This window comes from Microbulbifer sp. ALW1 (assembly GCF_009903625.1).
Classification (GTDB): domain Bacteria; phylum Pseudomonadota; class Gammaproteobacteria; order Pseudomonadales; family Cellvibrionaceae; genus Microbulbifer.
The window spans coordinates 268,954-289,921 of sequence record NZ_CP047569.1; the positions used below are offsets into that span (position 1 = coordinate 268,954).

Here is a 20,968-nt window from a genome sequence, read left to right on the forward strand (position 1 = left end):
GCCGGGAATGCCATCCCGGTTGGTAAAAATGGTCAGATTCGCCCCGGTTTGCCCTCCTAGAATGAATCCGCCCGTGAACAAGCACTCTCACCGGGTCACAAATATAAAAGCAATAATCAGAGAGAAAACCATGAAGACAATCGCCCTGCCGGCGCTGTTGGCCGCTGCCCTATCCTGCACTTTTATTCCCCTTAGCCCTGCCGCCCAGGCGGCCCCGACCTTTGTTGCCGACCTGGATATCACCAGCTTCGACGGCACCGAGCTAGACGCCAACCTGTTTATCCCCGAGACCCCGGCGCCCGCCGGCGGTTACCCCACAGTGCTGTTCACCAACAGCTGGGTGCTGGACAAGCATCAGTACCTGCTGCAGGCAAAAGCACTGGCCGAGAATGGCTATCTGGTGATGAGTTACTCCACCCGTGGCTTTGGTGCCTCCGGAGGACTGGTGGATGTCGCCGGTGACAACACCATCACCGATGCCCGTGTGCTGATCGACTGGCTGGAAGACCATTATCCGGTGGGCAAACTGGGCATGGCCGGCATTTCCTATGGCGCCGGTGTCTCGTTGATCACCGCCGCACAGGATCCGCGGGTGGATGCGGTGGCGGCGCTCTCCGGCTGGTCCGACGTCATCGAAGGGCTCTACCCGGGCAACACCGTCAACCTAGTGTGGGGCACCATCCTCACCACCACCGCGTTCAACCTCGATCCGGAAGTGGACACCATCTGGGCCAACCTGCGCGCCACTGAAAATATCCAGGGTGTAAAAGAATTCGCCGCCCCCCGCTCCGCACTCTCCTACGTACCGGAACTGAACAGCAACGGCACCGCCGTGCTCATGTCCAACAACTTCGCCGACTACCTGTTCAAACCCAACAGCATGACCCGGCTCTACAGCCTGCTGGACGGTCCCAAAAAACTGCTCCTCAACCCGGGCACCCACGCCGTCACCGAAACCCTCGGCGGCAACAACGGCCACATCTGGGCCACTACCTTTCGCTGGTTTGATCACTACCTCAAGGGCGACGCCAACGGCATCGACAGCGAACCCAAGGTCGACATGACCGTGCGCATCAGCAACGAGATCGAACAGTTCGACGACTTCCCGGTAACCGACACAACCACCCGCTACCACCTGCACCCCAGGCTCAGCTACTTCAATAACGCCAGTATGAAAACCAGCCCCTACAACGGTTGGGGCTGGAGCAACGACTTCCACGGCGGCGCCGACACCAAAGCCGGTACCGGCATCCCCGTGATTTCCGATGCGCTGGAAGGTTTTGGCATTCCGGTGTACACCAACATGACCGGCATCAACGGCTACTACGCCATCGAATACAACTCACCGGTGCACTGGAGCACCTTCAAAATCCGCGGCACTCCGACACTGGAGATGTGGATCAAACCCAGCAAGCCCGAAGTGCAACTCCAGGTACACCTCTACGACACGGGTCCACTTGGCCTCGGCCGCCTGATCACCCACGCCCCGCTCACCCTGCACGATGCTGCGGTGGGCCAGGCGCAGAAAGTTTCCCTGGAACTCTTCACCACCTCCTACGACGTACCGCCCGGGCATGTGGTTACCCTCGCCATCGACACCCAGGGCGCCATCTATCAGAAGCCTGCTGATACCAATTACGAAATCGAGGTGCCCTATCGCAGCAGCCGGCAATCGGTGCTGACGATTCCTCACCTGTAATACCGGTTCCCCTGAATAGGACTGCTCCGGCGCCGGATTCATTCCGGCGCTTTTCCCACCCCATTTATCCCTTCTAACCCTTCCACCTTTCGGGTTCTTACACGTAAACCGCTACAATTGGGGCACTTCTGACCGCGAATTTCCCAAAAGATCGAGTAATTATGCGACAACTTGCCCTACCAACACTCTTGGCTGGACTTTTACTCTTTGCCGGCTGCGATACCCAGAATAAAAACGCACCTGACGGCGCTGATACAGATAAACCGGCTACGACAGAAAGTGCACCCCAGGACTCCGCCAAAGCTGGTATGCACCCCGCTACGGAAGCAGGCGCCTCCGCAGAAGAGCAACCCCCGGCGGGCAAACTGCCCGACGGCGTGCGCCCCACCGCCTACCGCCTGGACCTGAACCTTGACCCGCGCCAGGACCGCTTCGACGGCCAGGTGGAGATCGACATCGAGCTGGACAAGCCCACCGACCATATCTGGATGCACGGCAACAATATCGACGTCGCCCACATCGAGGCCCTGATCCCCGGCGCCGCCGACAAACAGAAAGCCGAGGACAAGGTCGTCGCCGCCCACTACCGCCAGATGCTGGAAAGCGGCGTGGTGCGCGTGGACTTCGCCGGCGGTGTACCTGCCGGCAAAATCACCCTGCGCATCAAATACAGTGCGCCTTTTGATAAAAATCTCGCCGGACTGTTCAAGGTCGAGGAAAAGGGCGAGGCCTATGCACTCGCCAAGTCCGAATCCATCCAGGCGCGACGTTTCCTGCCAGGCTTTGACGAACCCGGCCTCAAAGCCACTTACGACATCAACCTGACGATCCCCAAAGGCTACGTGGCCATCGGCAATGCACCGGAAATGGGCCGCAGCGATGCGGGCGACGGCATGGAAAAAGTCACCTTTGCCCAGACCCGCCCGATGCCCACCTACCTGCTGTCACTCGCCGTGGGCCCGTTCGATGTGGTGGAGCGCCCGGCGATTCCCGCGAACAAATACCGCAAGCAAGAACTGCCGCTGCGCGGCTTTGCCCGCAAAGGCCGCGGCAAGGACCTGAAATATATTCTCGATGTGACTCCACAAATGCTGCGCATTTTTGAAGAGCAGCTGCAGCGCCCCTACCCGTTCAAGAAGCTCGACATTGTCGCCGCGCCCCAGTGGCCCAGCGGCGCCACCGAGCTCTCCGCCGCCATCACTTACCGCGAGCAACGTATCCTGGTAGAAGGTGACGAGCCGGCACCCGGCCTGCGCCTGGCACTGCTCGGCGTACACGCCCATGAAATTGCGCATATGTGGTTTGGCAACCTGGTCACCCCGCCCTGGTGGGACGACCTGTGGCTCAAGGAAGGCTTTGCCACCTGGGGTACCCCGCTGGTACTCACCATCATGGAACCGGACGGCGGCCACGACCTGAATGCCGCAGTGAGCGCCATCCGCGCGATGAATCTGGACTCTCTCGCCAGCACCCGCGCCATTCGCGAGCCGATCACCGATAACAACGATATCCGCAACGCCTACGATGCCATCACCTACGCCAAGAGCCTGGGTGTTATCCACATGGTGGATGAATATTTCGGCGCAAATACGTTCCGCCCGGCACTGGGCCGCTATATCGAGACCTTTGCCGATGGCGTTGCCGACTCACCGGATTTTTATAAAGTCATCGGCGATGAAACCAACAGCCCGCAACTGACCGAAACCTTCCGCACCTTTGTGGAACAGAAAGGCGTCCCCCTGCTGACCATGAGCGTGGATTGCAGTACCCCAGACGCAGCTAAAATCCGTGTCTCCCAGCAGCGCTACAAACCCCTGGGCTCACCGATCAGTGACGACGGGCAGCAGTGGAGCATCCCCTTCTGTGGGCGCGGCAGTTCCGGCGTTAGCCAATGCGAATTCCTCACCAGTGCGCAGCAGGAGATCGAGGTATCCGGCGGCAGCTGCCCCGAGTGGGTAATGCCGAATGTAAACGGCAGTGGCTACTACCGTTTCAATATGGAAGAAAAATACTGGCAGGCACTGCTCAAGCAATTCGATTCACTCGAACCCACCGAGCAACTGGCCGTGATCGACAGCGCCTTCGCCGCGTTTGAAGCGGGCCAGCTGAAGCCGACGACGCTCACTCAGGTCATCCAGCTCTCTGCCGCCTCCGACAAGCGCCAGGTGGTGGAAGCTTCGCTGAGTTACCTGGGCAAATACGCCGATCACTATGTGGACAAAGCGCACAGCAAAAACTGGCAGGCGTTCCTGAGCAAACTTTACGGGAACAAAGCCCAGCAATTGGCAGATAGTAGCGACTCAGAAAGCCAGCTGCTGTACAGCAAGCTGATCGGTTTCCTGGCGCTGGAAGGCAAAAATGCGGAAGCGCGCAAGCTGCTGCAGGAGAAGGCCGAGCAGTTTACCGGCTTCAATCAGGCGCGCGATCCTAAAGCCCTGGATTCGGATCTGTACACCAGCGCGTTGACCGTTGCGGTACAGGATTCCGGCAAGGAATTCCTCAATCACCTGATCAAGGTTCGCAGCGAGCTTGACGACCCGCTGCTCGATAGCGCCAGTGCCGACGCCATTGGTCGCGTTACCGACCCGTCGCAACTGCACATCATCCACAACCTGGCACTCAGCGATGACATGGGGTCCCGCGAGGCCTTCGGCCTGATCCACAATGCACTGGCAGAACCCGCACTGCAGGAAAAAAACTGGCAGTGGTTGCAGGACAACTTCAGCGCAGTGGTCAACAAGATCCCAGAGCAGTGGCGCCGCAACACCCCGCGCTTTGCTGCAAGTTTCTGTGACCAGCACTCCCTGCAACAGGTACAGGCGCTGTTCACCCAGCAGAAAAAACTGGTGCCCGGATACCAGCGCGCGCTGGACCAGACCGAAGAAGGTATCAACCTGTGTATGGCCCTGAAGGAAAAAGGGCAGGCACTGGCAGCGAGCCTGAAATAGCGCAAAGCGCCACTTCGAAAACGGCAGCCACTGGCTGCCGTTTTTATTTTGTCCCAAGTATTTGTGCTTTAGCGAGGAGCCTGCTGGCACAGGCTGCGAATACCATGGGCCTCCTGCAGAGCCTCAAGCCAGTAATAGGTGTCGTTGTCGCTGAAGTAATAATAGATACTGTCGTTCGGCAACAGCACCACAGTGATGCCACCAAAGCCGGATAAAAACGGGATCCATTGATTACCGCGGCAGCCGCTTAATTTTCCCACCACATTGTGCGCCCAGAAGCCATTGTTGTAGCGGTAATCGGCCAGTGGAACCGTGCCGGTATCCATGGGGTTGCGTTGCAGAGCCGCATTCAGTTCCCCCAGATTCAGTTTCTGTTGCCCGCCGAGCCTGCCCTTGTCGATGCTGACAAAGCGGCCAATTTTGGCCACATCGTCCGGCAACCATATCAGCCCCCAACCGGTAAACGGCTGCGCCGCGGCATCGAAGGTGCGACGGGTATATTGCCCCGTAGGACTCACTCCCAGCGGGCCCCAGAGATCGGCAACAATCGTGTCTCCAAACAAGTCCGCGTCACTGCCCCGCTCACCCCGCAGGTAGTCCGCCATAAGCGTGCCGGCAATGTAGGTATCCGAGGTGTGATAAACCCACTGGCTACCGGGGGAATCCTTGCGCGGATAATGGCCGCAGCTGTAGCTGAGCTTGCCACTGTGACTGTCTGACAGAAACAGGCCGTCGGTATGCTCGGCAGCCTCATCCACCATGTACGTTGCGCTGTCGTAATTGCCGGTAGCCATGTCCAGCAGATTATCGAGGGTGACATCACCCCAGTTACCGCTACGACAAGCGGGCACATGGTCACTGACGACCGTGTCTCGCACCCCCGGATACTGCTGTTGCAGTCGCATCATCGCGACACCGGCAAATACCGATTTTGCGATAGAGTAAGAAGGCAACACCAGAGATTCACAATAGGGATAGTTCCCGTGGCGGGTAACGCAATCGCCCCGGTAGTGGTTGCCATCAATCACAAAACCCGTGGTGGTGACATGGCTGGGATCGGTACTGCCGGGGCTTTGAAAAACCGTGTAATCGGTGCCCGGATAATCCGCACTCAGTGCCGACAGTGCCTTGATTGGCATCCGGGCTGCCACCTCTGCCTGATAATCCTGAATTCGCTGCTTCTGGTTGGCAATGGCCTGCGGCGTGTAGGTCGCATCGAGCAACCCCCACCAGTCTGCCTTGAAGTACAGACAGGTTTCACTACTAATCTGATAGGCAACTCTGGAAACAGAGCCATCGCCCTTGAACAAAAAACTCAGCACGCCGTTGTGGATACAATTGGCATTGCGCTGTTGCAGCGCAAAAGGTATCGCAGCGCGGCTGTAGCCCTTATCACCAACCTCCTGCCACACACGTCCGGGTGTCAGCACATATTCCCAGTGCGGGTGACTGCTGGCGATGGAACCGCGCTCCAGGGGAAAAATGTGGCTTCCTGTTTGAAGAAACTGGAATGCGAATTCCGGCAAATGCTTGCGGGAATTGTCGTCTTCACCGGTGTGGGTGTAGTTATAGGTGTCCTTGATTTCGTTGAAGTTACCAGAGTGGGCCTCGCCGTACAGGGTGAGCGTGCCGGAAAAAACTTGCTGCGGGTGTGCTGCCGCAGCGGGTAACGCATAGCCCGAAAAATTGATCGGGCTGCTCGGGCCATCGCCAGTCAACAGCGCCTCGCCACGTAGCAACATTCGGGACACCTTGCCATCGCCGGTCAACTGGGCATATTCATTGCCGGCGTTCCCCCAGCCATACGCCGCTCCAGCCCACAGGGCCATCAGTGCCAGGCCAAGTGATTTTGTTGCTTTTATTGTTGCTGTCATTTTCGATACACGAGCGGGCAACGGAATTTGTTATAGCGGTACACCAGCTTGCTGTAGCATGGCCGCCAGGGGTTCGAGCTGATACTCATAGTGCCGCCAGTGCGCTACCGCCGATTTATACAGTGGTTGCCGAACCTGTACCGAGCTGGCCGTCGCCACGGCACTGCGGTTGTGATGGAACTCTTCACATTCTGGCTGCCAGTCGAGTTTGACAGCACTCACCAGCTCTCTCGCCTGCCTCGGAAAGTCCTCCACCAGCCGGTCATAACGCTGAAATCGAACCTTGCCTTGCAAGCTCTCTTGCCATTGGGACTTCAGCTTCCAGTATCCTATGTAGTAGCGCCCCAGGTCGCTGAAGTCATAGGAAAAGGGATACCCCATCTGGAACAGTGTCTTGTACATGGCAAAGCAGGCATCCAGGGGGTGGCGATCCATCCAGATGACACTTGCGCCTGGCATGGATCGGGTGATCAGGCTGGCGTAGAGAAAATTTTGTGGTGTTTTATCAATATTCCGAGGGAGTGCCCCCGGAAAATTCTGCAATCGCTTAAGGTAGCTTTGCGCGATTTTTTCCGGCGCCCAAAGTGCCGTCTCCCTGACCAGGTCGCTCTTCGTAAGCTTTCTGCCAGAAGCGACCATCAGTGACATCGGAAAATCGGTAATCTCCCCAAGGCTTCTGCAATCACTGTGGCTAGACAGAATCCTGTCGACCAATGTGGTACCCGATCGCGGCAAGCCGAATACAAAAACCGCCTCTTGCCCCACTTGCGCATCCGTTTCCCGTTCACCGCCACCGTCATGACACTGGCGGATCAAATCCAATGTCTCCAGGTCACCCTCTACTCGATATTGCATACCCCGACGGCGCAGGCTCGCCCCTTTCTGAAAGTGTGCGAACGCACCGGGGAACTCTTGCAAATCTTCCAGTTCTTTAGCAACGGCATAGTGCAGCTGGATCCGGTCCATTGGCGACAGCCGCTCTCCTGCCAACAAAGACTCAATGTGCGCAACATCATTTGATCCCGTAGTGGCCTTGTTTAAACCACTTTTTACCAGCTGAGCCTGACCATCCGCTGGGTTCTTCTCAAGTAGCGCCGTCAGTATTTCTTCTGCTTCAGTGGTTTTTCCCAGGGCCACCAGATTGACCGCAAGGTTGTACTTGCCATCGCGACTTCCTCCCGCGGCGAGCTGCCGATAAGTACTCACCGCCTCATCCAGCAACTGGCACTGAACCAGCAACTGGGCGCACTCCGCGAGGTGCTGGGGCATATCTACAGCACGATCGAGATACTCGCGCACCAGCGCCCGCGCCTTGAGGTGTTCCCCACAGAATATGAGGCTGCGAATGGTGTGCGGGAACAGCACCAGTGCATCTGAATATTTTGTTCGAGCATCGGAAAGAACTTCCAGGGCGTCAAAAAACCTTCCGTCCTGAAGTGCGGCATTGGCTTGCCGAATTGCACCCTGCGGCATTGCTTCAATCTTATCCACGTGTTCCGTCATTTGAATTCGCTGTATTGGATTACCAGTATGCCAAACATTCCGACCATTCAAAAAAGGGGCGCAGAGCGCCCCCAAATACACCAATTAAATCAAGCAACAATGACAAGGCTCACACTTGATTCTTTGCGATCAGAAAGTCACTTTCAGGTTTGCACCAATGGTTCTGGGCTGCGCAAGGAACTCCTTGGATCCGTTACCGAAATAATTTTGCGAGGGGTCCGTACCCATATACTCCTGTTTGAAAATACCGGTTGAACCTTTTTCATTGGCCAGGTTTTTCGCGAACAGCGTCGCCGACCACCAGTCGCCCGCAATCCCAACATGCCCATCCACAATGGCAAAGCCATCGAGTGTCTGTGCAAACCGCACACTATCGCTGGCCGCATTCTCTGTATCCGACTGATAGTAGGAAGCCAGGCGTGCAATCAACGCCAGCCCCTGGTTACCGATTGGTGCGCGGTAATCCAGGGCCGCGGATAGCGTATGCTCCGGCGTTCCCGGCAGGCGGGTTCCAGCACTGGCGATAAGGCCACCGGTCGGGGAAACCAGTGCATCGTCCAGTTCCGCATTAACATAGGCATAGCCTACGCCATAACTCAGCGTTTCAGTGATACTGCCCTGGATTTCAAATTCCAGACCACTGGTACCGGCACTTTCACCATTTGCGACGGCGTAGAAACCTCCAATTGGCGTCGATGTGTTCATCTGCACATCTTGCCAGTCCACCATAAACGCCGCCAGCGTGTAGCGGGCACTTCCGAGGCTGCCCTTGATACCCAGCTCGGTGTTCAACACGGAATCGGAACCGTACTCCAACCAGGCATCACTCTCCGCAAAGTTTCCACTGAGCGGTACCGCATTGGTACCACCGCGGCGATAACCTTCCGAGACGGTCGCGTAGACCATGGTATCTTCGCTGATGTCATAGGACAGGTTGCCCTTGAACAGGGTGCCGTCATCAGAGGTTGTGCGACTTTCGTTGACCGCATCACCGATCACCCCCGGCCCCCACAGCGGCAAGTCCATAAATACGTCGGACTGATATTCGTTATCGAAGTAGCGTGCACCCAGAGTAAAGTGCAATTTGTCCATGTGCCAGGTGGCTTCACCGTAAACAGCATTCTCGGTGAACTCGTCCATGCGGCTGTAATCCCAGTCCTGATCCGTAGCGACCAGGTCTATACCCCAGGCGGTCGCGGCCCAACGATCGAAGCCGCGCAGGAAACTCTGCTGAGCACCAGCGGTATCCTGATTGATATGGAAGGCACCCAATGTCCAATCGAAATTGCCACTGGTGCTCGACACCAGGCGCAGCTCCTGGATAAAGGCACTGTCTTCATATTGACGCGCCGCCTCGGCCATTGGTCGGGTGTAGTTATAGTACCACTGCCCCAACCAGCCCAGCTGCGCGTAAAAACCCGTATTTTCAGAAACAGAATCACCGCTGTGGTCATACTGTGAGGTAGAGGACGTCAGGGTGGCAAAGCCCAGATCAATATCAACTTCCAGTGACGTCAAATCGGCTTCGCGACTGGAAGGCTCCAGCTGTACCGAGCCGTTTTCATATTCGCCGTAAGGATTTCCGACCCCATCCATCCCCAGGGTCTGCTGGCGACGACCACCGATATCGTCCTGCTGCATCATGTGCGTCAGAACGGCCTCGATTTTTTCGGTGGGCTGCCACAGTGCGGCCACTTTTACATACTTGATATCCACCGTATCGGCATCTTTTATGGTGCGATAGTTTGCATCCGCCGAGAGAACGCCGTTGGGTGCTACCGGCAGCCCCGCATTGTCCAGCTGGTAAACATTGACATAATCCACAACCCCCGCGCTATCCACAAAACCGGCAGAGCCGCGCACCGCAAAATTGTCGGCGAGCGGAACATTGATTATCGCGTCGCTGAAGTAGTTCAGGCCGCTGGAGCCAGTGGTAGAAGACACCCCGGAATTCAGTTCTACCTCGACAGCCTCAGTACTGGGTGCCCGCGTGATGTAACGCACTGTACCCCCGAGCGAACCGGAACCGTACAGAGTTCCCTGTGGACCCCGCAGAACTTCCACCCGTTCCAGGTCTTTGAGGATGAAGTTTGCATAGACCGGTGTGCTGTTGACATAGGTAGACACCGTGGGGGAAGCGGCAAGTGCATAGTCGCCGAGTGCAGCGCCATCCACATTGAGCCCCCGGATCATGATGCCATTGATCACACCAGAGTTGCGGCTTCCGCGGTCAACCACGGCTACGCCGGGAATATTACGCATAAGCTCCGCTTGATCCGTTATCTGGGCTGCACTGATGTTATCGCCGGAAACCGCAGAGATGTTGTAGGGGATGTCCTGCATGGACGCCTCACGACTGGTTGCCGTCACAACAATCTCTTCGATCGGACCACTCTCTTGCGCGAAAACCTGCGGCACCGTAAAAATACTTCCAGCGGAAACTGCCGCAATTGCGGTGGCGAGCGTGCTTCGGTAAAACCCCTGTTTGATCGGTTGTTTCATGATGCCCTCTGCTAGGTCTGGTTCTCTTATTTTTAAAGGTTACATGCAGGCCAAACTGCGCCGGCTTTTCGCTTTCTGCGATTTTTACTTGTGGACCCTGGCTCAAACCTAGAGCCAGTTAGTCTACAACGACTGGTCCAGCGATATTCCATCCTGCGAAAATGAAATCGCCTGAGTCGTGACTACTCAGGAATCTTCAGCTCTCCCAGCTCCTCCAGAGCCGGGGATACAGCACCCTGCTCGTACTGCGGGTAGCGCACCCGACCATCGCGAAAACTTTTCAGAGTCTGGCCGAGCCCCTTTATGCCGCGCTCGCGGACCTGGGCAACTTTTTCCAGATCAACCTCGAAACTGATAATTTCTTCCTCAACCGATGCCTCGTGAATCGTCTCACCTTCGGGACCGACAATGATCGAGCGGCCTACGCCCTGGGCACCGGCCGAATTGACATCGACGATGTAGCACTGGTTCATACTGGCGCTGGCACGCACAATGGACAGCTCATCCATGCGATCGATGGTGTCCGTTTTGGTGGGATGAATAATCACATCTGCCCCCATCCATACCAGTGCGCGGGTGGTTTCCGGAAACCACATGTCGTAGCAGATGGAAACCCCAAAGCGCCCAATTCCCGGCACCTCGAACACCACAAACTGGTCGCCACCGGTAACGCCTTTTTCGTAGGGAAGGAAGGGGTAAATTTTCCGATAGCGAGCGATGACTTCGCCGGCAGGATTGATCACTGGCGTTGTATTGAAAACCGTACTGCCGTATTTTTCGTACATGGATCCCGGTACCAGCCAGATACCAAGTTCGCGCGCTGCGCGGCAAAAAGCTTCCTCTTCTGCCGACGGCAATTCCCGCGCATGCTGGGCACCAACACCGCGCAGCGCCAGCTCGCTCAACACCACCATTTTGACCCAGGGGTAGCGGAGCTTGGTGCGCTGGATCTTTTGCAGCAGCAACTCCAGATTGTCGGTTTCATCCAGGTTCAGCTGCAGTGCGGCAATTCCGAAGCGGCGGGGTTGGGTATTCATCGCTCACCGTGTCCTACTTGATTATTCTCGGCTGGAGCAATACTGGCCCAGCCAACGGCTCGGCTATAGATCCAGATTAGCGCTGACGATGAGTCCACAAGGCGGTTATCGGGGAATTTGGCAGGAAACTGGCGAAGTGGCCCCAAAGGCTCGGCAAAACTGGCACTATCGCCAGTGCTGTAATAGGTTAGCTTTAGTCCGGCTCAGAGAAATAGCACCAGAGATATAACACCAGAGATATAACAATAGCCTCCCGACCTCCGGAGTTCTTATGCAAAGCCCATCCACTACCGAAGCAACCGAGCTCCCAGGCCGTTCGACATCCGAAGAACAACTTTCTGAAACCTCTACACAAGCTGTACTGCTGGCGAGCAACGGCTGGCTGGCGAGTATTTTTCTTGCTTTCCTGTCCTCTGCCGGACTTTATTACGTCAACATTTTTCCGGTGATCGTCGATGCACTGATGGTTGGGGCCGGTTTGAGTGCCGAGCAGGCGGGGCAGATCACCTTCGCCAACACCATTGGTGCGGTGATCGGCGCATTCACGGTTTCCTGGCTGATCCGCTATATTCCCCGTTGGAAACTGGCGGCAACGATCTTGCTGTGCTGTTCCATCGGGATGGACGTACTGACGATCCGGCTTGCAAATCTGGACCTGCTGATTCCCCTGCGCCTGGTGCACGGAATACTTGGTGGGGCACTGGTAGGGTTGGGCTTTGCGGCTATCGCGCGCAGTGGCATTGCCGGGCGCAGTTACAGCATGGTACTGCTGGTGCAATATATCGGCGGCGCCATCGGCATGGGCTTTCTGCCAACGCTGGTTGTGGAACACGGCCCTTACGTGCCTTTTTATGCGCTGATTACTTTCAGTACAATCACACTGATGATGCTGCCGCTGATCGCAGACTACCCACTGCCCCGGCAATCTGCACCGGTGACGGCTGTGACTCGCAGCGAATACAAACTGCCCATTCGCCCCATTGTCATCACACTGATTGCCCTGTTCTGTTTCCAGTTTGCCAATATGGCGCTGTTCGCATTCATCTTCGACCTTGGGAAGTCCTTTGCGCTCTCGCTCAGCTTTATCAGCCAGACGCTGTTCTGGGCCAACCTGATTGCCATCAGTGGCGCAGTGCTGGCTGCGGTGACCGGTCAGAGACTCCCCCTGGCTAGGCCACTGGCGCTGGCACTGTTCGTAACAGTAGCGGGTTTGCTGATGTTTGTTTACAGCGGTATTCGCGAAATATTTATCATAGCCAACGTGGTAACCGGTATTACCTGGGCTTTCTGTGTACCCTATTTTCTGACGATGGCTTCGCGCTTCGACAGTGCCGGGCAAATGGGAGCCTTTGGTGGCTTCGCCTCCAAGCTCGGGCTTGCCTGTGGCCCCTTGTTTGCCGGTTATTTTATTACCGGTGGTGGAAGTTATACGCAGCTGATTGTTCTGGTAAGCCTAGTGCTCGCAATCTGCCTGATTGCCGTGCCCACAGCGCGGCAACTCGACCGTAGCACTGCAAAATAGCAAAGCAGAAAAGCAGCAAACTGCTGGTTTGGCGCTCCCAACACACCGGTTTACTCGTGAGCAATAATCGCTGCATCAATCAGCAGGCCACTGTCATTGAACCATTTGATGCGGTGGCCATCAGTCACTACAAAAAAACTCGCCCTGCGCCCGTAGGACCAGTTGCGCCACTGGCGCACCCACCGGTCCCCGTCGAGCCACCAGCGCCCCATATCCGTCTCGTCCATTTCAACGTCGTTGCGCGAGTAACCCAGCATGGTGCCGTCCGGCTTTAGCTCAATACGATAGGATTCCCCAAGGGTATTGGTACCAAGGAAAACCGCTCCCGGCATTTCCTGCTGCAGCTCTGCCGCAGACAGGCGTCGCCCGCTCGCGGACTCCAGGGTTTCCTCTTCCGCCTGCAGCTCACCATTAATCAGGCTTGCGAGGATCTTCACACCACCTTCAATTTTGCCCGCGTCAATTGCGGAGAAGCCGAGCCGCACCGCGCTGCCGTCGCTGACACTTTCCAGCAACAGGCCATTTTGTTCCGCCCTTACCAGCAATTGCATGGCATCGATATGCTTCGGCAGTTCCAGCCAACACGCCGTGCCACAACTGGCACGGCGCACTTTGAGTTTCGGCAGGTGGTACATCAAGGCCTCACCCAGTGCGCTCCACCGGTCTTTCAGCTGCTGGGTGATTTTGAACAGCGCCGCGTCCAGGTGCCCGGCGGCAACGAATTTGGCCAACAACCGCTGATTGAGCGCCGGCGCACGCTCCCGCAGGGTATAGCGCAGCGCACGCAACCGCTGAACCACCGGCTTGGGCGCCACCACAAACGCCAGTTGCATACCCGGGTCAATGGCTCGCGGAAATTGATACAGGTAGATCACCGAGCTACCGCCCGACATACTCTTCAGCGGTGGCAATGGGTTTCCGTGGTAGCAAAAATCGTGGTCGCAGTCGTTCTCGATAATGACCGCGCCCTGCTCCCGCGCCTGCTGCAATAGCAGGCGCCGCCGCTCGAGACTGGAGGTAACGGCAGTGGGATTGTGCACATTGGGTTGCAGATAGAGGCAGTCTGCCAGTTTGAGATTTTCGTCCAGCAGGGGGCCGTCAGCATCCTGCGCCAGCGGCAAAATACGCGCACCGGTACGCCGGAAAATTTCGCCTACCTCGCCACCGGCGGGCCTTACCAGCGCGAGTGCGCGATGGCTCCCCAGCAGTAGTTCACCCAGCAGATAGCAGGCCTGTTCGATACCGCTGGTCAACAGTACCTGGCCCGGATCCACATAAATACCTCGGCGCGGCAGCAGCCGGGTGCAGATCTGCTCCACTAAGTGGCGGTCATCCTCGTTATTACCCAAGGTGGCCCACTGGGCCACTTCGCGGCCCGTAAAAATATCGCGGGTGCACTCGCGCCACTCCGCTCCGGGGTAAAGGCGCGGATCGTATTCATTGCTGACAAAGGGATAGGGGTACTGGAGCCAATTGGCGGGGCGATTCTGTAAGGCGCGACGATTGACCGACACCGGGTTGCAATGGTCGCGCCAGAAGTGGCGGTCGTGCTCTTCACTGGCAGGCAGGCCGCCGCCGTGACTGATCACCCCCTGCTGGGAAACGGTATCACTGACATAAAAGCCACTGCGTTCTCGCGTCGCCAGGAAACCGTCATCCACCAGCTGCTGGTAGGCGATGACCACGGTATTGCGGGCCACCCCCAGCTGTTCCGCCATGCGGCGCGACGAGGGCATTTTGTGGCCCGCGGGAATACTGCCAGACAGAATACCCTGGACCAACTTCTCCCGAATCTGCTGCTGCAGGCTTTTGTCTGCAGCTGGATCAAGGACGATCAGTGCTTCGCTCATGAGGCTCTATATTTTCGTTTTTATTATGTGCTTAAGGAGTTTGCCCGGCATACGCCGGGCATTCAAGTAGGGACCAGAGTGCCCACCTTTTGGGTCTGATTAATGCGTATTACGTGCCAATTTACGCAGCCGGAACGCCAGCCACACCAGAATCACACCAAAAATAATCGCGTAGGTTCCAATCAGCCACAGCAGCGCCAGTGCACCGGCACCGGGCTTGAGCAACAGCACCAGGCCAAAAATGACCGACAGCATGCCGGCGAAAATCAACAGCCATTCATGCTCGATTTCCTTGCGCAGGCGGATGGCACCGATGATTTCAAAAATGCCACGCACCAGTGCCCAGGCACCGATAAAGATGACCAGCACCAGCGCGGTAACCTGTGGATAAATGAAAGTGACAATACCCGCGGCGATCCCCGTAATACCGACAAACAGGAGCCACCACAGGGACGAACGGCTCACCTCGCCGCGCCCCTTGATTGCGCCGTAAATGGCGACAACGCCATCCATCAGCGAATAGACCCCGAACAGGATCACCAGGCTCAACAGGGAGATGCCCGGCCACACAAAGGTGAGCACGCCGAACAGTATGGCGAAGAGGCCCCGCACCAGCGCCACCCACCAGTTGTCGGCCATGGCGCGCAGTAGCGGGCGATCGGAAAGGGAAATGGAATTCCTGGTCATGAAAACTCCCGACACATTGAGACTATTTCGTCGGGAGTTATAGGGTGAAGTTGCGCGAACAGCTAATCAGATGAAATGCTGTACCTTGTTTTTGTAACTGCGGCTCATTTTCAGGCGTTCGCCGTTATTCAAGACCAGGTGGTACTCGCCATTGATGTGGGCGCAGATCTCGCGCACGCGCTTCAGGTTGACGATGGTGGAGCGATGGATACGCTGGAACACTTTCGGATCCAGCTGCTGCTCCAGCTCCTTCATGGTGATGCGCATCACGTGGGTTTCGCCATTGGCGTGCACGCACATATAGTCACCGGCGGCGTCGATCCAGTCGATCTCCCGCGCCGGCACCAGGGTAATTTTGCCGGAGTCCTTGATCGCAATTTTTTCCGGAAAACGGCTGCCGCCGAGCTCGCCCGCCGCGAGTTTTTCTTCCAATGCCTGGGGCGATTCCTGGGTCAGGTCCGCCACCGCTTCCAGCAGCTGCTCGCGCTGGGCGGCGATATTTTCACTGCCCAATTTTTGCCGCACCCGCTGCAGGGCCAGGTTGAGGCGGTCTTCCTCGATGGGCTTCAGCACATAGTCCACCGCGTTGACCTCGAAGGCCTCCACCGCGTACTGGTCGTAAGCCGTGACAAACACGATCTGTGGAATCTCGTCTTTCGGCAGTAGCTGCACCAGCTCGAGGCCGCTGACACCCGGCATCTGGATATCGAGGAAGGCCACATCCGGCTTCAGTGCCAGTATCTGCTCCCGCGCCTCGCGGCCGTTGCCGCACTCCGCCAGGATTTCGATCCCGCCCTCGCTGTCAGCCAGGTTCTCAAGGCGCAGACGCAGGCCGCGGCGGGCCAGCGGTTCATCGTCCACAATGATGACTTTCAGAAGTTTGTTATCCACAATCTCGCCACTGCCGCTCATATTGCTGCTCTCTTTACTGGATCCAGACTATTCCTGCTCAAACGGAATCCGCAGATTGACTGCCAGGCCGCCTTCCGGGCGATTGCAGAAGCGGGTCTTCTGCTCCACGCCATACAGGGCCCGCAGCCGTTCACAGGTGTTGCGAATGCCCACACCGCTGCCGTTGCCGAGCCCCGCCAGTGCTTCTTCCGGCACGCCGGGACCGTTGTCGCTGACCTCGATCAGCAGCTCACCGGCAAAGACCCGCGCCTTGATGGTGATCTCGCCGCCCCACTCCCGCTGGGAGATGCCGTATTTGATCGCATTTTCCACCAGAGGTTGCAGCAGCAGGCTGGGTACCAGGGCGCGCGAGGCGTCGCCCTCCAGATCCACATTGACCTGCAGGCGATCGGCGAAGCGCACTTTCTCGATATCCAGGTACAGCATCAGCGCCTCCACTTCCTTGGCCAGGGTGACCTTCTGCATGGGGTCATTGTCCAGGGAGTGGCGCAGGAACTGGGACAGCCGGGTGACCATGCTGTTGGCGGTCTTGCCGTCTTGATCCAGAATCAGGGTGGAAATCGCATTCAGGGTATTGAACAGAAAATGGGGATTCAGCTGGTAGCGCAGCATTTTCAGCTGCGACTGGTGGGCGATGGACTCCGCCTTGAGGGCCTTCTCCTGCTGTAGCAGGGAGGCCTGATAGTATTTGATGCCGTAATAGAGCGCCGTCCAGGTCATGTAGATCAGGAAGGAGTAGGAGAACCAGTAGACGGCCACTACCGCCGGATGCTCATCGCTCTCTTTACCGTACAGCCACAGGGAGCCGCCAAACTTGATCGCCGCCCACAGCGCCGCCCCCAGGATAATCACCCCCAGGGACCCCATCAGTCGTGCAGCCGGCGCTTTGTGCCACAGGCGCTGAAAGCCCCGGCGCATGCCCTCGGAAATTGCCACACCAGAGGCGGTAGCCACGGCAATATAGCCGGTGTGGAGCCAGTGGCTCTCCACCCAGAAGAAGCTGCCGACGAACGTCAGCAGTGTATAGGCGCCCCAGCCACTGCACTGCAACGCCCAGTACTGGCACCGCTCGGAAGCCAGCTTTGTCGTCAGCCAATTGAAAACCGAAGTTCCCATAAATAAACCCAATAAACCTGCGAACGTGGCGCAAAGACTGCGCCAATCTGGGAAAATAGCCTAATTGACTGGAAGCGTGGGTGAAATACCACCAAACGCAACAATCTGACGGACTGCCGCAGACTGGGGCCAAACGGGAGACAAGTACCTTGAAATACTGGTTGTTCAAATCAGAGCCGGACGAGTACGGACTTGCAGACCTGAAGGCAGAGCCTGGTCAGGTTGGCCGCTGGGACGGCATCCGCAACTACCAGGCGCGCAACTTCCTGCGGGACCAGGTGCAGGTGGGCGACGGCGTGCTCTTCTATCACAGTACCTGCAAGATTCCCGCCGTTGCCGGTACCGCGACAGTGGCAAAGGCGGCCTACCCGGACCCGGCGCAATTCAATCCCGAATCCAAGTACTTCGACCCCAAGGCCACCGCAGAGAAACCGCGCTGGTACTGCGTGGATATCCGGTGGCAGAGTGAGTTCCGCCGCCCCGTGGCCCTGAAAGATATCAAGCAGAACCCGGCGCTGGCGGAGATGGTGCTGGTAAAACAGGGCCGGCTGTCGATTCAGCCGGTCACCAGCGAAGAGTGGGACATTATTCAGCAGCTGGGGCGCTAGTAGTCTGGGGCGAGCCCAGCAGGCCATCCGCGCGGAACATCGACTTGATGCCGCGCACTGCCTGGCGAATGCGATTCTGGTTTTCGATCAGGGCAAAGCGCACGTAGTCGTCACCGTAGTCGCCAAAACCGATTCCCGGCGACACGCACACCTTGGCGTCCGCCAGCAGCTTTTTGGCAAATTCCAGTGAACCCATCTCCCGGTAAGCGTCCGGGATTTTCGCCCACACATACATGGAGGCCTTGGGCACATCCACCATCCAGCCGGCTTCGTGCAACCCCTTAACCAGGGTGTCGCGGCGCTGGCGGTACTGCTCGGCGATATCCCGCACACACTGCTGATCCCCTTCCAGGGCCGCAATGGCCGCCACCTGTAGCGGGGTAAAACTGCCGTAGTCATGGTAGCTCTTGATGCGCGCCAGCGCATTCACCAGGTCGCGGTTGCCCACCATAAAACCCACGCGCCAACCGGCCATGTTGTAGCTTTTGGAGAGGGTAAAGAATTCCACCGCCACATCTTTGGCCCCGGGCACCTGCATAATTGAGGGCGCTTTCCAGCCTTCGTAAACGATGTCGGCATACGCCAAATCGTGCACCACCAGAATGCCGTAGCGCTTCGCCAGCGCCACTACCCGCTCGAAAAAATCCAGCTCGACACACTGCGCGGTGGGGTTGGACGGGAAGCCGAGAATCACCATTTTCGGCTTGGGAATACTCTCGATAATGGCCCGCTCCAGCTCGGCAAAAAAGTCGATGCCGGGCACCAGTGGTACCGAGCGCACCTGGGCGCCAGCGATCACTGCACCGTAAATGTGGATGGGGTAACTGGGGTTGGGTACCAGCACCATATCGCCGTGATCCAGCACCGCCAGCATCAGGTGCGCCAGCCCTTCCTTGGAGCCAATGGTCACCACCGCCTCTTCTTCCGGGTCTATCTCCACCCGGTAGCGATCCGCATACCATTGCGAAATGGCCCGGCGCAGGCGGGGTATGCCGCGGGAAGTGGAGTAGCCGTGGGTGTCCTCGCGCTGGGCCACAGTACACAGCTTGTCGACAATATGTTGCGGGGTAGGTCCGTCGGGATTGCCCATACTGAAGTCGATGATGTCTTCGCCGCGCCGTCGCGCAGCCATCTTCAGTTCGGCAGTGATATTGAAAACGTAGGGGGGAAGGCGATCAATACGGGAAAAACGGCGCACGGAAGGCGCACTCATATCCTTACTCATAAATTCCTCTGTTTACGTAAGCGCCCGGAACCGTCCGAGCGACGCAGGCCGCCGATTGGCGACCCAGGGATCATAAGCGAAGAATTTATTTTCGAGAATGGGCAGTCAGCCGATTGGCAAAGATCGGCGCCACAAACCTTCAGATATCCGGCTGGATGTCCGCCGGGGAGCGGGAATGGGTCGGCTCCTTGGCACAGGAGCACCCCAGGCGCCCATTCAGAGTCTGCCACTCGCTGTAATTGGCATCCTGGCACTGCATACGCAGGGCCTGACACTGGGAGCCATAGCGGACCTTGCTGTTGCTGGCACCCTCGAGTGCCATGCGCGTCAACGTTTCACAGCCAGCGGCCGAGCCAATGAATAGCAGAATAAAAATGAGTTTGTGGTGCATGATTCTTCCTTGCTTATTGGAGTCCAGCGTCGACGCCTAACGAGATAGGGATAGGACAAAGTTTTGCTGACAAAAGTTTCAGGAGCAAAAGTTTCACGAACAAAAGTTCCGCTAGATAAATTCTGCTATCTCGCCCAATGGTTTTTTACCAATTGCCGGAACCTGTGCGCCCTCCGCCGGCAGCCCCGCCACCACAATCATATAGGGGCGCTCGTCGCCGGGGCGGCCGAGAATCTGGTTCAGGAACTTCATCGGGCTTGGCGTGTGTGTGAGGGTAGCGACGCCAGCATTGTGCAGTGCAGCCAGCAACATGCCGGTGGCGATACCGACAGACTCGGAGGTGTAGTAATTTTTGCGCTGCTCACCCGCCGCTCCTTCGGAGAACTTTTTCAGGAAAATCACGATCAGGTAGGGCGCGGTTTCCAGGAAGGGCTTATGCGCGTCGGTTCCCAGCGGGGCGAGAGCGTCCAGCCACTCTTCCGATGCACGCCTCTCATAAAACTCCCGCTCTTCCGCTTCCGCCGCCATGCGGATTTCTTGTTTCACCGCCGCAGACTCCACCACGCAAAAATGCCAGGGCTGCATATTGGCACCACTGGGTGCGCTGCCCGCAGTAAGCACCGCCTGCTCGATGACTTCACGGGGTATTGGTGCATTTGAAAAATCCCGCACCGAGCGGCGCTGCTGCATCCAATGATAAAACGTTCGCGCACGCGCAATTTTGGTCGCATCGTCGAACTGCTCGAATTGCAATGGCGCGAACTGGCCGGAGTCTGCCATTACACTACCCCCTTGGTACGCGCGATGAACAGGCTCAACAGCGACAACAGCGTCAGTACCACGAGAATAATGCCCAGCAGCAACAGAGGGCGGAAAGGCTTGCGCTCCACGTCGTTGTGGCCGCTTTCCAGATAGCGGTCGACCCTGGCCTGGTCATCTGCGGAAAGTTTCTTCGGCGGGACGCTGAATTCGGATTCGGACTCTGGGTTCGGCATGGCTAATCCGGGATCTTTTTTATTGTGATAACCCGAGTTTAGGAGATCCAGTGCAACGAAAAAAGCCCCGCGAGTGCGGGGCTTTTGCTGCTCGAGCCC

The 20,968-nt window shown here is 57.4% G+C and carries 16 protein-coding genes; 4 read left to right on the top strand and 12 right to left on the bottom strand.

Annotation, left to right across the window (positions count from 1 at the left end; all coding sequences use genetic code 11):
- Positions 1-130 precede the first annotated feature (130 nt).
- Entirely contained in the window at positions 131-1,699 is a 1,569-nt protein-coding gene (locus GRX76_RS01070) for an alpha/beta fold hydrolase (RefSeq protein ID WP_160151603.1), read from the top strand.
- Between the two features lie 308 nt (positions 1,700-2,007).
- On the top strand, positions 2,008-4,647 hold the full coding sequence (locus GRX76_RS01075; protein ID WP_236250495.1) for a M1 family metallopeptidase: 2,640 nt from the start codon (positions 2,008-2,010) through the stop codon (positions 4,645-4,647).
- Between the two features lie 68 nt (positions 4,648-4,715).
- On the opposite strand, the gene GRX76_RS01080 is transcribed toward GRX76_RS01075, so the two are convergent.
- The 4 genes from GRX76_RS01080 to GRX76_RS01095 form a co-directional block, all read right to left on the bottom strand.
- Entirely contained in the window at positions 4,716-6,521 is a 1,806-nt protein-coding gene (locus GRX76_RS01080; RefSeq protein WP_160151605.1) for a serine hydrolase, read from the bottom strand.
- 30 nt (positions 6,522-6,551) lie between these two features.
- Positions 6,552-8,024 carry a sulfotransferase gene (locus tag GRX76_RS01085; protein ID WP_160151606.1) on the bottom strand — a complete coding sequence of 491 codons (1,473 nt, stop codon included), beginning with the start codon at positions 8,022-8,024 and terminating at the stop codon, positions 6,552-6,554.
- 129 nt (positions 8,025-8,153) lie between these two features.
- Positions 8,154-10,526 (bottom strand): TonB-dependent receptor, encoded by a 2,373-nt coding sequence (locus tag GRX76_RS01090; protein WP_160151607.1) that lies wholly within the window; start codon positions 10,524-10,526, stop codon positions 8,154-8,156.
- Between the two features lie 182 nt (positions 10,527-10,708).
- The gene (locus GRX76_RS01095) at positions 10,709-11,563 is read right to left on the bottom strand and encodes a carbon-nitrogen hydrolase family protein (RefSeq protein WP_160151608.1); all 855 of its coding nucleotides are present in this window, start codon (positions 11,561-11,563) and stop codon (positions 10,709-10,711) included.
- A gap of 271 nt (positions 11,564-11,834) precedes the next feature.
- On the opposite strand from GRX76_RS01095, the gene GRX76_RS01100 reads away from it, so the two are divergent.
- Positions 11,835-13,085: an MFS transporter gene (locus GRX76_RS01100; protein ID WP_160151609.1), complete on the top strand. Its 1,251-nt coding sequence runs from the start codon at positions 11,835-11,837 to the stop codon at positions 13,083-13,085.
- Positions 13,086-13,135: 50 nt separating this feature from the next.
- On the opposite strand, the gene GRX76_RS01105 is transcribed toward GRX76_RS01100, so the two are convergent.
- From GRX76_RS01105 to GRX76_RS01120, 4 genes are all read right to left on the bottom strand, one after another.
- Positions 13,136-14,935 carry a PLP-dependent aminotransferase family protein gene (locus tag GRX76_RS01105; protein WP_160151610.1) on the bottom strand — a complete coding sequence of 600 codons (1,800 nt, stop codon included), beginning with the start codon at positions 14,933-14,935 and terminating at the stop codon, positions 13,136-13,138.
- 99 nt (positions 14,936-15,034) lie between these two features.
- A complete protein-coding gene (locus GRX76_RS01110; RefSeq protein ID WP_160151611.1) occupies positions 15,035-15,622 on the bottom strand; it encodes an HdeD family acid-resistance protein in 588 nt (195 codons plus the stop codon).
- A gap of 66 nt (positions 15,623-15,688) precedes the next feature.
- A complete protein-coding gene (locus GRX76_RS01115) occupies positions 15,689-16,534 on the bottom strand; it encodes a LytTR family DNA-binding domain-containing protein (RefSeq protein ID WP_160151612.1) in 846 nt (281 codons plus the stop codon).
- Positions 16,535-16,561: 27 nt separating this feature from the next.
- Entirely contained in the window at positions 16,562-17,650 is a 1,089-nt protein-coding gene (locus GRX76_RS01120) for a sensor histidine kinase (RefSeq protein WP_160151613.1), read from the bottom strand.
- A gap of 149 nt (positions 17,651-17,799) precedes the next feature.
- Here GRX76_RS01120 and GRX76_RS01125 point away from each other — a divergent pair, with 149 nt between their 5' ends.
- Positions 17,800-18,258 carry an EVE domain-containing protein gene (locus tag GRX76_RS01125; protein ID WP_160151614.1) on the top strand — a complete coding sequence of 153 codons (459 nt, stop codon included), beginning with the start codon at positions 17,800-17,802 and terminating at the stop codon, positions 18,256-18,258.
- Here the strand turns inward: GRX76_RS01125 and alaC are convergent.
- The 4 genes from alaC to GRX76_RS01145 form a co-directional block, all read right to left on the bottom strand.
- The gene (gene alaC, locus GRX76_RS01130; protein WP_236250496.1) at positions 18,236-19,483 is read right to left on the bottom strand and encodes an alanine transaminase; all 1,248 of its coding nucleotides are present in this window, start codon (positions 19,481-19,483) and stop codon (positions 18,236-18,238) included. The two genes, GRX76_RS01125 and alaC, sit on opposite strands and share 23 nt — an antisense overlap.
- Before the next feature lie 139 nt (positions 19,484-19,622).
- Positions 19,623-19,874, bottom strand: a complete 252-nt coding sequence (locus GRX76_RS01135) for a hypothetical protein (RefSeq protein WP_160151615.1) — start codon at positions 19,872-19,874, stop codon at positions 19,623-19,625.
- Positions 19,875-19,985: 111 nt separating this feature from the next.
- On the bottom strand, positions 19,986-20,654 hold the full coding sequence (locus GRX76_RS01140) for a nitroreductase family protein (RefSeq protein WP_160151616.1): 669 nt from the start codon (positions 20,652-20,654) through the stop codon (positions 19,986-19,988).
- A complete protein-coding gene (locus GRX76_RS01145) occupies positions 20,654-20,869 on the bottom strand; it encodes a DUF3094 family protein (RefSeq protein WP_160151617.1) in 216 nt (71 codons plus the stop codon). Before GRX76_RS01145 ends, GRX76_RS01140 begins: the two co-directional genes overlap by 1 nt.
- Positions 20,870-20,968 lie beyond the last annotated feature (99 nt).